Origin of the sequence: Desulfobulbus rhabdoformis, assembly GCF_016919065.1 — a bacterium.
GTDB classification, from domain to species: domain Bacteria; phylum Desulfobacterota; class Desulfobulbia; order Desulfobulbales; family Desulfobulbaceae; genus Desulfobulbus; species Desulfobulbus rhabdoformis.
On the sequence record NZ_JAFFQA010000007.1, the window covers coordinates 109,041 to 121,078 of the forward strand.

Sequence of the window (12,038 nt, forward strand, 5' to 3'; positions counted from 1 at the left end):
ACTGGGGAAAGAGAGGGAAGGAAGTATGGGATACAGGATTGTCATTGCCGATGATGAACCCATTACACGTATGGATATTCGGGAAATCCTGCTCCATGCCGGGTACGAGGTGGTTGGAGAGGCTTCAGATGGCTTTGATGCCATTGAACTCTGTAAAAAACTCAACCCTGATGTTGTATTGCTGGATATCAAAATGCCCCTGCTCGATGGATTGAAGGCGGCGCATATTATCCATGAAGAACAGCATGCCAAGGCAATCCTCCTGATCACCGCCTATTCCAGTATGGAATTTATAGATCAGGCCAAAAATTCCGGTGTGGTGGGCTATGTGGTCAAACCCATCAAGGAAGAGGCTCTTATCCCCATGATTGAGGTCGGCATTGCCCGAGGGGAAGAGCTGTCACAAAAACAAAAAGAGATCGAGCAGACCAAGAAACGCCTCGAAGCCCGGGCCATGATCGAAAAGGCCAAAGGCGTGCTTATGAAAGAGCATAACATCGGCGAAGAAGAAGCCTTTCAGATGATCCGGAAATTGGGGATGGATAAACGCCGCCCCATGCAGGATATTGCCGAGATCATTCTGCTTAATCACAGATAATTGTATGACTGAGGCCGAGAAAAAAAGAATCGAGCAGTTGTGCCGGGAGCATACCGCGCTCAGTGCTGAAGATGTGGCCAGTATTCATGAGGTCGCGGTAACGCTTAATACCGTTGCCGATCTGATGAATGCTGATGTCTTTATTGATTGTAAGACGCACGATAAGGATGTCGCCATCGTCGTTGCTCAGGCCAGGCCATCGAGTGGGAAAACCCTCTACCAGCACTCGGTGGTGGGGGAATTTGCCCAAAGAATCAACGAACCTGCGGCCCTGCGAACCCTGGATGTGGGCATGCCCACCCAGGATATGCTCGCAAAGACCCAGGAAGACAGAGATGTCCGCCAAAATGTTTCCCCCATAAAAAATGGGCAGGGGGACGTTGTGGCCTGTCTGATTGCGGAAACGGATGTGACCAAAGCGGTGCAGACCAAGCAGCATATATCGGTCCTTTCCAAAACAACCGAACAGTTGGCGGAAACCTTGATGTCCATGCTCTCACGGGAGCAGGGCATTCCCTATCATGTAACCGATGGAATAATCCTCTTCAACCAGGAGGGGCTCTGCGTTTTTACCAACCCGGTTGCCCAGGCCATCTACAAAAAATTAGGTTACAAAAATTTGCTCGAAGATCTGCACTTTTCTGACCTGGCTTTGGAGAATATTTTTTTTGAAGATATCCTTGAGCAAAAACAAATTGTTTCTCCGGGGATAAATGTCGCCGGTCTGGTGTTGAATGTTAAGTATACCCCTATGTATAGTTCGTCCAATCCACTTCCTACAGGGGTTGTCATGTTGATGTCAGATGAAACTGCCGTTACTGAAAAAGAAAAAGAGTTGATACTTAAGTCGGTCGCGTTGCAGGAGATTCATCACAGGGTCAAGAATAACCTGCAAACAATAGCCAGTTTGCTTCGTCTGCAATCCCGCCGTATCAATGATGCTACGGCGCAGCAGGCGTTTAACAAGAGTATCAGCAGGGTGCTCAGCATAGCAGCAACGCATGAAATTTTAGCCCAAAACGGCATGGATGATATCGACTTGCTCGATATGGTGAAACGAATTCTGACCAGTGTGACCCAACATAGTCTTTCCGCCAATCGGGATATTCGAATTCGCGTGGTCGGTGACGTCATCAAAACCAATTCAGATATCGCCACCTCTATAGGGTTGGTGGTCAATGAGATTATTCAAAACTGCCTTAAATACGCATTTGAAGGACGAGAACAAGGTTTGATTACCGTTGAGATCCGAAAAGGCACAACCTGTTCGAACATCAGTATAACCGACGACGGTATTGGCTATGATGAAAACAAGATCAGTAGCGGCAACTCCCTTGGCTCGACCATTGTTCAGCAGTTGGTAACGGATAAACTCGGGGGGACTCTGCATGTTGATACCAGCCACAAAGGAACCAGCGTCTTTTTTGATTTTATCACCAATACAATGCACTGTAATACCCATTAAATAAAACCTGCATCCGTGCAGAGATGGGTGCACGGATTGTAAGCCATAAGAGTAGCGATCTGCTTTGTACAACGGCGTACAGAGCATTCCACAGGCAACGAAGCCTTAATTTGAAAGGGAGCACTTTACCCTTTTGAATTAAGGCTTTTTTTTTGCTTTGCCCATGCGCAGACATGATCCCGGTAATGACAACGGGGAAGGAAAGATAGCGATGGAAGACACCATTGTAAGCGTCGGCATCGATATAGGCACCTCAACCACCCAGTTGGTCTTCAGTCGATTGATTCTGAAAAATATGGCCTCCCTTGTCTCGGTTCCCCAGATCAAGATCATGGCCAAAGAGGTGATCTTTACCAGTGAAGTGCATCAGACGCCCCTTTTGAGCGCTACTGAGATCGACAGTCCAGCAGTGCGCGCAATTGTTGAGGCGGAATACAAAAGAGCAGGCATGACACCTGAACATGTGGATACCGGAGCGGTAATTATCACAGGCGAAACCGCACGAAAATCCAATGCCAGCGAGGTGCTGAAGACCCTGTCCGGTCTGGCCGGAGAGTTTGTTGTGGCCACCGCAGGACCTGCACTGGAGTCGATTATCGCCGGTAAAGGCGCTCACGCCGATGCGCTGTCCAGGGAGCGAGGAGCAGTTGTTGCCAATCTGGACATTGGTGGCGGTACCACAAATATCGCGGTGTTTAAAAACGGTGAGGTGATCGATACCTGCTGCATGGATATCGGCGGACGTCTGGTCAAATTCAACGAGAAGGGATGCGTAAGTTACTCTTCCCACAAGGTTGGGCAGCTGGCGCAACACCTGGGGCTGTCGTTGAGTCAGATGCAACCGCTTTCAACACAGCAGATGCAGGGGCTGGCTGAAGCCATGGCGACAATTCTTGCACAGGTTCTTGGTTGCGAGCCCGCTACAGAACTGACCCGGATCATGGCCACCGATAGGTTGCTCTCTTTGGATTATGCAATCGATTACATCAGTTTTTCCGGTGGTGTCGCTGAGTGTATGAACCAGGAAAATTCCACTCCCTACGAAAATCCACTCATCTTTGGGGACCTGGGAGTGTACCTGGGACGAGCTCTGGCACAATCAGCAATTGGCAAGCGGTATCAGATTGTGGAGGCAGAGCAGACCATTCGGGCAACGGTGGTTGGAGCTGGTTCGCATACCACCAGCATCTCCGGTTCCACCATCAGTTATGCCAGCCAGGCCCTTCCTCTACAAAATCTGCCGGTATTGAAATTCTCGGCAGAAGAGGAAGCGCTTCCCTACTGGGATTGGGAGCAGGCCATTGGCAAGAAGCTGCATTGGTTCGCCCTGGAAGAGGAGCAGCAGGTTCCTGCACTTGCTTTCCGAGGTCCCAAGGCTCCTGGATTTGATGCAATCCAGGAAATAGCAGGGGCCATTATCCGGGCCATGGGGCCACGGCTTGAGCCTGGAGTCCCCTTGGTTGTGGTCGTGGAAAATGATCTGGCTAAAGCCTTGGGCCAGGCGCTTCAGGCGATTACCGGCCCAACTCGCCTGATTGTCTGTATTGACGCGATCGCTGTTAATCAGGGGGACTATATCGATATCGGTACCCCGGTCGCCCATGGAAATGTTGTACCGGTCATCGTCAAGACGCTGGCCTTGGGATACTGAGAATCCTGAATCCGTGACGGCGGGTGGCCACTGAACAATGAAACTGAGGCAGTGATGAATCTCACTGGGTCAGGAGAATTGCAACTTGGAAGGTTAAGGACACAATAATGCGACTGAAAACAAAACTGTTTGGCACCCTCTATTCCTTCAAGGACGTGAATGACGTTCTGGCCAAGGCCAATGAAGAAAAATCCGGGGATCAACTTGCGGGGCTGGCAGCATCCTCGTTGACCGAAATGATCGCGGCCAAGGAGGTCTTAAGCAACCTGACCCTTGCTGACCTGCGTAATCATCCAGCTGTTCCCTATGAACAAGACGAGGTAACCCGCATCATTCAGGATCAGGTGAATGAAAAAATTTATGCGGGCATCAAGAACTGGACCCTGGCGGAGTTTCGCGAGTGGCTGCTCTCGGATCAGGCCGATTGTCGCTCCATCGGCCGGGTTTCCCGGGGACTGACCTCAGAGATGATCGCAGGCGTGACCAAGCTCATGTCCAACCTGGATCTGGTCTACGCTGCCAACAAGATCGAAGTGTTGGCTCACTGCAACACCACCATCGGCCATAAGGGCACCCTTGGATTTCGTCTCCAGCCCAACCATACCACCGATGATCCGGATGGCATCCGTATCTCCACCTTTGAGGGGTTGAGTTACGGTGTGGGCGATGCGGTGATCGGTCTCAACCCGGTCAATGACAGTGTAGATTCGGTGGCAACCGTTCTGCGTATGTTTCAGGAGATCAAGGAAACCTACGAGATCCCCACGCAGATTTGCGTGCTCGCCCATGTGACCACGCAGATGGACGCTGTACGCCAGGGGGCGCCAGCCGATCTGATTTTTCAAAGTATCGCTGGCTCCGAAAAAGGCAACAAGGCTTTTGGCCTGGATGGAGCGCTCATGGCAGAGGCCCGCGATCTGGTCTTGCGGGAAGGTACCTCCACCGGACCTAACGTGCTCTACTTTGAGACCGGCCAGGGCTCGGAACTCTCCTCCGACGCCCATCACGGAGTAGACCAGGTCACCATGGAGGCCAGGTGTTACGGATTTGCCAAAAAGTTCCAACCCTTTCTGGTGAATACCGTAGTTGGCTTTATCGGCCCCGAATACCTCTATGACGCCAAGCAGGTTACCCGGGCCGGGCTGGAAGATCATTTCATGGGTAAGCTTACCGGTCTGCCCATGGGGGTGGACGCCTGTTACACCAATCATATGAAAACCGACCAGAATGACATCGAAAATCTGGCCATGTTGCTTTCCACAGCAGGCTGCACCTATTTCATGGGGATCCCCCAGGGCGATGACATCATGCTCAATTACCAGTGCACCGGGTATCACGATGCCTCCAGTCTCAGGCAACTTTTAGGCCTTCATCCGGTAAGAGAATTTGAGCAGTGGCTTGAAAAAATGGGCTTTATGGAGAACGGCCGTCTGGGGCAGCTGGCCGGGGACGCCTCTACCTTTATCCGGTAAATGTTAACCTGCTGCTGCAACACCCTGCAGCCAAGAACGGAGTGAACAGTGATTTCCGAACAACAGATAAAATCCATCATTGATGAGGTCATCAAGACCTTGAGCCCCGGAGCGGAGGGGGTAGGGGGCGGGAGCCATATGGCTCCTGCAGAGACGATGACCGCCACAACCGCTGCCTCGCAGAACAATCAGCCCCCGGAAGAAGAGAGCTTTCTGGAGGATCTGGCCGCGGTCGATTTGAGAAAAGAGTTGCTGGTGCCTGGGGCAAATAACCCGGAGATGTATCTGAAACTCAAAGAGACCACCCCTGCCAGACTCGGCATCTGGCACTGTGGCCCCCGGCCCCTGACCCGCTCGCTGTTGCGCTTTCGGGCTGATCATGCTGTGGCCCAGGATGCGGTTTTCACCGATGTCTCCGATGAATTTCTCGCCTCCATCGGTGTGGAAACCATTCAAAGCTGCTGCCGGGATAAGGATGAATTCCTCACCCGCCCGGATTTAGGCAGAAAACTGCCGGAAGACCAGGGCAAAAAGCTGCAGGCAATCTGCCCCGAAAACGCAACGGTCCAGATATATATCGCCGATGGCCTCAGTTCCACCGCCGTGGAAACCAACGCCATGGATACCTACCGCGCACTTGTCCAGGGGCTCAAAGGGATGGGGATTGAACCCAACCCACTTTTTTTCCTCCGCTATGGCCGGGTGCCCTCCATGGATGTGATCTCTGAATTGATCACTCCTAAGATCACGGTTCTTTTGATCGGAGAGCGGCCCGGATTGGCCACCGGTGAGTCCATGTCCTGCTACATGGCCTACGAGTCCAGCACCGCCCAGCCCGAGTCCAATCGTACCGTGATCTCCAACATTCACAAGGGCGGTACGCCTGCAGTGGAAGCCGGGGCTCATATCGCCGGTGTGGTCAAAAAGATGCTTGAACAAAAGGCTTCCGGCCTGAACCTGAAACTCTAGGAGTGAGCTATGAAAGGTGACGCGCTGCGCGCCAATGTGCTGAGTATCCGTATTCTTCCCAACGCGGATAGGGCACTGATTAAAGAACTCGGGTTGCCGCAGGGGCATCGCTCCGTTGGCATTCTCACCACCGACTGTGATGATGTGGGCTATAGCGCCCTTGACGAGGCCACCAAAAAAGCTGCGGTCAACGTGGCCTATGCCAAATCGTTTTACGGTGGAGCGGCCAATGCTTCCACCAAGCTGGCGGGTGAGTTCATCGGGATTATTTCCGGGACTGATCCAGCAGAGGTGCGGGCGGGGATCGACGCGGCTGTCCATTATGTGGAGAACGAGGCTTGCTTTTACTCGGCTAATGAGGACGATTCCATCGCCTACTTTGCCCATTGCATCTCCCGGACCGGAACCTACCTCTCCGAGGCCAATGGAATCGCCGAAGGTGAATCCCTGGCCTACCTGGTGGCCCCGCCCCTGGAGGCGGTCTTTGCCCTGGATGCGGCGTTGAAGGCAGCTGACGTGCGCATGGTGACCTTTTACGGTCCGCCCACCGAGACCAACTTTGGCGGTGGCCTGCTGACCGGAAGTCAGTCTGCCTGCAAGGCGGCCTGTGATGCCTTTGCCGAGGCGGTTCTTGCCGTTGCCGAGCGGCCACATGGCCTCTGAGCATGCAATGAATCCCTTGGAGAATACAGCCCTGGGCCTGGTGGAAACTATCGGTCTGACTCCTGCCATTGAGGCGGCGGATACTGCCCTGAAAACTGCCGATGTCCGGTTGCTTGGGTTGGAATGCATCGGTAGTGGACTAGTCAGTATCCAGCTAGTTGGAGATGTCTCTTCCGTCCAGGTGGCGGTTGCCGCAGCTCGAGTGGCGGCGGCCCGGTTGGGTGAGGTGCATTCCCATACGGCCATTGCCCGGACCGGTGAAGGGCTTGGCCGCATTGTTTGTCCGGTTGCATTAATCGCTTCATCACCTGTGGATGCAGCTGAAGAGGAGCCGCAGGAAAAGGCTCCCGAAGCCATGTCTGCTCCCCAAAACGGTGAGGAGGACATTGATCTCCAGGCGATGAGTGTTACCCGCTTGCGGCGTCTGGCCAGATCGTTTGATGGGTTTTCCCTGTCCCGGCAGAAGATCAAATTTGCCCGCAAAGAAGAATTGATAGAGCTTTTGCGACCTTTTGTCCAAAAGCCCTGACCCGAATTTCTCATGAACATTTTGTCTCAATTTGAGAAGACGACACGAAAGCAGTCATCTGCAACGACAGAACGTTACTCGAAATTTTAACAGAAACTGATGAGCAATCCGGGCTAAAGCAACGAATAAGAGGAACGAATGGTGGATAAAGATTTACTTTCCCTGCAGGAGGCCCGCTCGCTTGTGCGAGGCGCGCGAGAAGCGCAGGCCTACCTGAGTCAGCTTTCCCAGGAGCAGGTGGATGACCTGATCAGGGCGGTGGCCGAAAACGGGATGAAGCATGCCGAAGCCCTGGCCAAGATGGCAGTGGAGGAGACCGGCTTTGGAAAATGGGAGGATAAGAGAGCAAAGAATCTCCTGGCCACCCGTGATCTCTTGGCCAACATCCTGCCCATGAAAACCATTGGCATCGTCCATGAGGATCCTGCCAAGAAAATGCTTGAAATTGCCACACCTGCAGGTGTGGTTGCGGCTCTGGTCCCCTCGACCAACCCCACCTCAACCACGCTTTATAAATCTCTGATAGCCCTGAAGGCGGGCAACGCGATTGTTATCAGCCCCCATCCTTCAGCCCTGCGTTGTATCAGTAAAACCATCGAGGTCATTCAGGAGGCGCTGCAGGCACAGGGCGCACCGGCTGATCTGGTGAACATGATGAGCATCCCCACCATTCAGGGTACCGGTGAGTTGATGCGTCAGGCCGATCTTATCCTGGCCACCGGCGGCCCGGCCATGGTCAAGGCGGCCTACAGCTCAGGAACACCGGCGCTGGGTGTGGGGGCGGGCAATGTCCCTGCCTTTATCGAGCGCAGCGCCAATATCAAAGAGGCCATCAGCAAAATTATGGCTTCAAAGACCTTTGATAATGGCACCGTTTGCGCCTCAGAGCAGTCCATTGTCACCGAGGCCGTGATTGAAGCCCAGGTCGCCCGCGAGTTTGTCTGTCAGGGCGGCTATTTCCTCACTGAAGAGCAGGTGGCTCGGGTGCGGCCCATCATGGAGCGTGCCGATGGCAGCATGAATCCCGCCATCGTCGGCCGGGATGCCCAATATCTGGCAGATCTAGCCAAGATCGAGATTCCGGCAGGAACCAAAGTCCTGGCGTATCGGGAAAAAGGCGTGGGACGCCAGTACCCCTTTTCCAAGGAGAAGCTGACCGCGCTTATCGGTTTTTATGTGGTCGAAACCTGGGAGGATGCCTGTGAGCTCTGTCATGCCCTGCTCAAAAACGGTGGTATCGGGCATTCCCTGGCTCTTCACTCCCAGGATGAGGCTGTTATTCGTGAGTTTGCCCTCAGAAAACCGGTCTCCCGTCTGCTGGTCAACACTCCCTCAACCCAAGGAGCTGTCGGCATCAGCACCAATCTGCCGCCTTCCTTTACCTTGGGTTGCGGCACCGTGGGAGGTAGCTCCACCTCCGATAATGTCGGCCCCATGCATCTGTTGAATCTGCGGCATCTGGCCTACGATACCGGAGCCTACTGCCCAGCCGTTCCTTCTGCCTGCGCTGCCCCACAAGAGCAGGAGCTGGAGGATGAAGTGAAACGGATTACCGAGCTGGTGCTGGCCCAGCTTGCGAACAAATAAAACACATCAGCATTCAACCAACCCATAATCGGCCGCTATCCGGCCATCAATACATAGAGAGGAAGCACAATGTCATCACTGAACGCATTAGGAATGGTGGAAACAAGAGGTTTTATCGGTGCAGTTGAGGCGGCCGATGCCATGGTTAAGGCTGCAAATGTCACCCTGATGGGCAGAACCCAGGTGGGCTCTGGTCTGGTGACTGTGACTGTTCGTGGCGATGTCGGCGCGGTCAAGGCCGCAACCGATGCAGGTGCAGCAGCAGCCGACCGCGTTGGCGAGCTGGTTTCTGTGCATGTTATCCCCAGACCCCACAGCGATGTGGAAATGATTCTGCCGAAGCTGGAAGGCTGAAACCATGAAGGTGGTCACTGAAGCAGTCCTGCGGGAGCTGTTCAGGAGAGGTGAGCTGAACCATTTTCAGCCCGAGCCTGGTCAGATAGTGACACCTTCAGCTGCCAGTTTCCTCCACGAGCGTCAGGTCAAAATCATCTCCCCCGAGGCTTCGGTGCCGTCCCCGCCGGAGCCTCAACCTGTCAGTTCACCGGAATTGCCGGTGGAGGAGCCGAAAGCCAGGTATGTCTCGGCCCTTGATGGGGGAGGGTTTATGGAGAAGCCGGAGTATATGACCCATCTCTCCGGCAATAGACTCATAGCCAAAGATCATCCCCGGATTGTCTTTCGGGGGAAGCTCGATAGCCTCCAATCCTGCATTCTTCTGGTGCAGGGGCTGGCACTGGAAAAGAAACTTGGCGGGTTGTGTGCAGATCTTGAAGAGGTGCTGGGCTGGTGTCGGCAGATTATGAAGGTCGATGTTCTCGATTTTCCTCTGGAAAAACAGACGATCTTTTCCCTCAGCCCCGATGAGCTGCGCCAACACTCGCATTATCCACAGAAACACTATGGGGTTGACCATATCACCCCTGCTGTTTCCATGGGGCCGATGCTGCTTGCTCTCAATGATCTGCGCAGTCGGGTACGTGAGGTGGAAACCGCTGCGGTTGCGGCTTTCAGGCAGGAATTTACAACCGGGAGAACAGACATTCTCCAGGCTCTGAACCGAATGAGCTCGGCCATCTATATTCTCATGATTCGAGAACAGGCCGATTACTACTCTCCAGAGCCACCCAGAAATAAATGAGAGGGCAATGCAAGAGATTCAACGAGAACAGATAGTAGAGCAGGTCCTGGCAGCCTTGTCCCAGTTGCGCCAGGGAGAACCGGAACTGGTGGAGAATCAGGGAGAGGAGATGCCTATCCCCGTGGAGATATCTGCCCGTCATGTCCATCTTTCCCAGGCGGATGTGGTGGCGCTCTTCGGAGCACCGCTGACGCCGCTGCGGGAACTCTCCCAGCCCGGGCAGTTTCTCTGCAAGGAACGGGTTCGGCTGATTGGCCTCAAGGGCGTGATGGACAATGTGGCGGTCCTTGGCCCCTCAAGGGAGCAGTCCCAGGTGGAGATTTCGCTCACCGATGCCCGTCTACTTGGGCTGGATGTACCCATCCGTCAGTCCGGCGATATCGCAGGAACACCGGGGATTCTGCTTTCCTCAGGAAAGACAATTATCCCCCTGGAACAGGGGGTTATTGTGGCGGGGCGGCATATACATATGTCACCCGAAGATGCCAGCCGCCTGCGAGTCAGGGATAAAGAATTTGTTGCCGTCCACATGCGGGGAAAACGGCCAGCGGTCTTTCGCGATGTCCTGGTGCGTGTCCATGAGAGTTTCAAACTGGCCTTACATATCGATGCCGATGAGGCAAATGGCTGTGGTTGTGGTCCCGGTACCACCTGTACCATAGTGCTGCCGAAACCCCAGGAGCAGTGTCATGATGGACAACCAATCCATTGAGCGCATCGTTCGTCGCGTGCTTTTGGAAGTAACCGGGGGCACGGCGGATGCTGCTGAAGAGAGGTATCTGATTCTTTCCAGACAGCAGCATGTCGACGAGTTGCAGATGAGCCGACTTCTTCCCCCGGCGGCCGAAGTACGCTATCTCGACGATCAGGCTGAGTGCTGGCAGAGCCAGATGCTCGCAGAGTATCAGGGATACATTGTCCCCCAGCTCTCCATCAATACCATGATGGATCTGGCCCTGGGGAAGGCCAGCGATGAACTGGGGCAGTTGATTTTGAACCTGCTGCTTTCAGGTAAGCGGGTTGAGGTGGTGGACTTCGCCTATACCGCCTTTGAGCAGACGGCACCCCATGCGCTCTGGCAACTTTATGCCAGCCAGCGCAAGCAGCTTGAAGCCTTTGGCCTGGTGACCCGCAGGGCAGCGGTTCGAGAAAAGATTATGCATCAGGGACATCTGGTCACCGAGAATGATGTGGAGCGGATGGCTCACGAAGGGGTGAAGGTGGCTCAGCTCGCCCCAGGCGCCATCGTCACCGGGCTAGCGCAGGATAGAGCTAAGGCACTGGAAGTAACGATTCATAGAACTTGAAGCAATGTAATGACCACTGAACCGTAGCTGCACTATTTGTCGCGGGCATGGCCCGCTCCTACAAGTTCGAGGAAAACCGAGGGGCTGTAGGAGACGGGCCATGCCCGCGACAGGGCAAGGATGATAGATAATCTTTGCCGGTTCCATCTGAGAAGCAGCAGCGAGGAAGAGTCTGTTTGTACTTCAGGGTGTCTTGAATAATTAGATTTTTCAATCAAGATCAAGGATTGCGAACAATTTTACCGCAGGCATATACAAGATATTCCGAGGATAAAATTTTTCGCGTGACGCCGAGATTGGCAGAAAAAGCAATTATGCAAGATGCCCTTCAGCTCATTGTCAGTGGTAATCATATACACAAAACCGGCCTGAGGAGGCTGAACAATGATTGTTGGCAATGTCGTGGGCAATGTCTGGGCAACCCGCAAAGAAGAGAGTCTCAACGGGCTCAAGCTCATGGTGGTGCAACCTGTTGATCCGGTCAGTGGTGAACAGCGGCCCTGTCTCATTGCAGCCGATCAGGTGGGGGCCGGTATAGGGGAAACCGTGCTTGTGACCACCGGTTCCTCCGCACGTCAGGCCCTCGGTAAGGGGGCGGTTCCGGTTGATGCCTCCATTGTGGGCATTATCGATCAGGTCGACATACCCTAAATGAC

Annotated in this window: 13 protein-coding genes; all 13 read left to right on the plus strand. The window is 53.9% G+C overall.

Translation table 11 applies throughout. The features are described from left to right. Positions 1-25: 25 nt before the first annotated feature. Entirely contained in the window at positions 26-598 is a 573-nt protein-coding gene (locus JWJ90_RS05505) for an ANTAR domain-containing response regulator (RefSeq protein WP_205226199.1), read from the plus strand. A 4-nt stretch (positions 599-602) separates the two neighbouring features. Next, entirely contained in the window at positions 603-2,063 is a 1,461-nt protein-coding gene (locus tag JWJ90_RS05510; RefSeq protein ID WP_205226200.1) for a sensor histidine kinase, read from the plus strand. A gap of 211 nt (positions 2,064-2,274) precedes the next feature. After that, positions 2,275-3,714 (plus strand): ethanolamine ammonia-lyase reactivating factor EutA, encoded by a 1,440-nt coding sequence (eutA, locus tag JWJ90_RS05515; RefSeq protein ID WP_205226201.1) that lies wholly within the window; start codon positions 2,275-2,277, stop codon positions 3,712-3,714. Between the two features lie 107 nt (positions 3,715-3,821). Next, positions 3,822-5,186 carry an ethanolamine ammonia-lyase subunit EutB gene (locus JWJ90_RS05520; protein ID WP_205226202.1) on the plus strand — a complete coding sequence of 455 codons (1,365 nt, stop codon included), beginning with the start codon at positions 3,822-3,824 and terminating at the stop codon, positions 5,184-5,186. Between the two features lie 48 nt (positions 5,187-5,234). Beyond that, positions 5,235-6,155, plus strand: a complete 921-nt coding sequence (gene eutC, locus JWJ90_RS05525) for an ethanolamine ammonia-lyase subunit EutC (protein ID WP_205226203.1) — start codon at positions 5,235-5,237, stop codon at positions 6,153-6,155. Positions 6,156-6,164: 9 nt separating this feature from the next. Next, complete coding sequence (gene eutL, locus JWJ90_RS05530; protein WP_205226204.1) at positions 6,165-6,818, plus strand: ethanolamine utilization microcompartment protein EutL; 654 nt, start codon at positions 6,165-6,167, stop codon at positions 6,816-6,818. Continuing rightward, positions 6,808-7,347 (plus strand): BMC domain-containing protein, encoded by a 540-nt coding sequence (locus JWJ90_RS05535; RefSeq protein ID WP_240194763.1) that lies wholly within the window; start codon positions 6,808-6,810, stop codon positions 7,345-7,347. Before eutL ends, JWJ90_RS05535 begins: the two co-directional genes overlap by 11 nt. A gap of 138 nt (positions 7,348-7,485) precedes the next feature. Next, a complete protein-coding gene (locus JWJ90_RS05540) occupies positions 7,486-8,934 on the plus strand; it encodes an acetaldehyde dehydrogenase (acetylating) (protein ID WP_205226205.1) in 1,449 nt (482 codons plus the stop codon). A 69-nt stretch (positions 8,935-9,003) separates the two neighbouring features. Further along, the gene (locus JWJ90_RS05545; protein WP_205226206.1) at positions 9,004-9,288 is read left to right on the plus strand and encodes a BMC domain-containing protein; all 285 of its coding nucleotides are present in this window, start codon (positions 9,004-9,006) and stop codon (positions 9,286-9,288) included. Between the two features lie 4 nt (positions 9,289-9,292). Continuing rightward, entirely contained in the window at positions 9,293-10,075 is a 783-nt protein-coding gene (locus JWJ90_RS05550; protein WP_205226207.1) for a hypothetical protein, read from the plus strand. A 7-nt stretch (positions 10,076-10,082) separates the two neighbouring features. After that, positions 10,083-10,787 (plus strand): phosphate propanoyltransferase, encoded by a 705-nt coding sequence (gene pduL, locus JWJ90_RS05555; protein WP_205226208.1) that lies wholly within the window; start codon positions 10,083-10,085, stop codon positions 10,785-10,787. Then, positions 10,765-11,382 (plus strand): hypothetical protein, encoded by a 618-nt coding sequence (locus JWJ90_RS05560; RefSeq protein ID WP_205226209.1) that lies wholly within the window; start codon positions 10,765-10,767, stop codon positions 11,380-11,382. Before pduL ends, JWJ90_RS05560 begins: the two co-directional genes overlap by 23 nt. A gap of 384 nt (positions 11,383-11,766) precedes the next feature. Continuing rightward, on the plus strand, positions 11,767-12,033 hold the full coding sequence (locus tag JWJ90_RS05565) for a EutN/CcmL family microcompartment protein (RefSeq protein WP_205226210.1): 267 nt from the start codon (positions 11,767-11,769) through the stop codon (positions 12,031-12,033). Positions 12,034-12,038 lie beyond the last annotated feature (5 nt).

Excerpts from the sequence above, each read along its gene's own strand:
- JWJ90_RS05505 (WP_205226199.1), top strand. The coding sequence starts at position 26 with ATGGGATACAGGATTGTCATTGCCGATGATGAACCCATTACACGTATG.
- JWJ90_RS05510 (WP_205226200.1), top strand. The coding sequence starts at position 603 with ATGACTGAGGCCGAGAAAAAAAGAATCGAGCAGTTGTGCCGGGAGCAT.
- eutA (WP_205226201.1), top strand. The coding sequence starts at position 2,275 with ATGGAAGACACCATTGTAAGCGTCGGCATCGATATAGGCACCTCAACC.
- JWJ90_RS05520 (WP_205226202.1), top strand. The coding sequence starts at position 3,822 with ATGCGACTGAAAACAAAACTGTTTGGCACCCTCTATTCCTTCAAGGAC.
- eutL (WP_205226204.1), top strand. The coding sequence starts at position 6,165 with ATGAAAGGTGACGCGCTGCGCGCCAATGTGCTGAGTATCCGTATTCTT.
- JWJ90_RS05535 (WP_240194763.1), top strand. The coding sequence starts at position 6,808 with ATGGCCTCTGAGCATGCAATGAATCCCTTGGAGAATACAGCCCTGGGC.
- JWJ90_RS05540 (WP_205226205.1), top strand. The coding sequence starts at position 7,486 with ATGGTGGATAAAGATTTACTTTCCCTGCAGGAGGCCCGCTCGCTTGTG.
- JWJ90_RS05545 (WP_205226206.1), top strand. The coding sequence starts at position 9,004 with ATGTCATCACTGAACGCATTAGGAATGGTGGAAACAAGAGGTTTTATC.
- JWJ90_RS05550 (WP_205226207.1), top strand. The coding sequence starts at position 9,293 with ATGAAGGTGGTCACTGAAGCAGTCCTGCGGGAGCTGTTCAGGAGAGGT.
- pduL (WP_205226208.1), top strand. The coding sequence starts at position 10,083 with ATGCAAGAGATTCAACGAGAACAGATAGTAGAGCAGGTCCTGGCAGCC.
- JWJ90_RS05560 (WP_205226209.1), top strand. The coding sequence starts at position 10,765 with ATGATGGACAACCAATCCATTGAGCGCATCGTTCGTCGCGTGCTTTTG.
- JWJ90_RS05565 (WP_205226210.1), top strand. The coding sequence starts at position 11,767 with ATGATTGTTGGCAATGTCGTGGGCAATGTCTGGGCAACCCGCAAAGAA.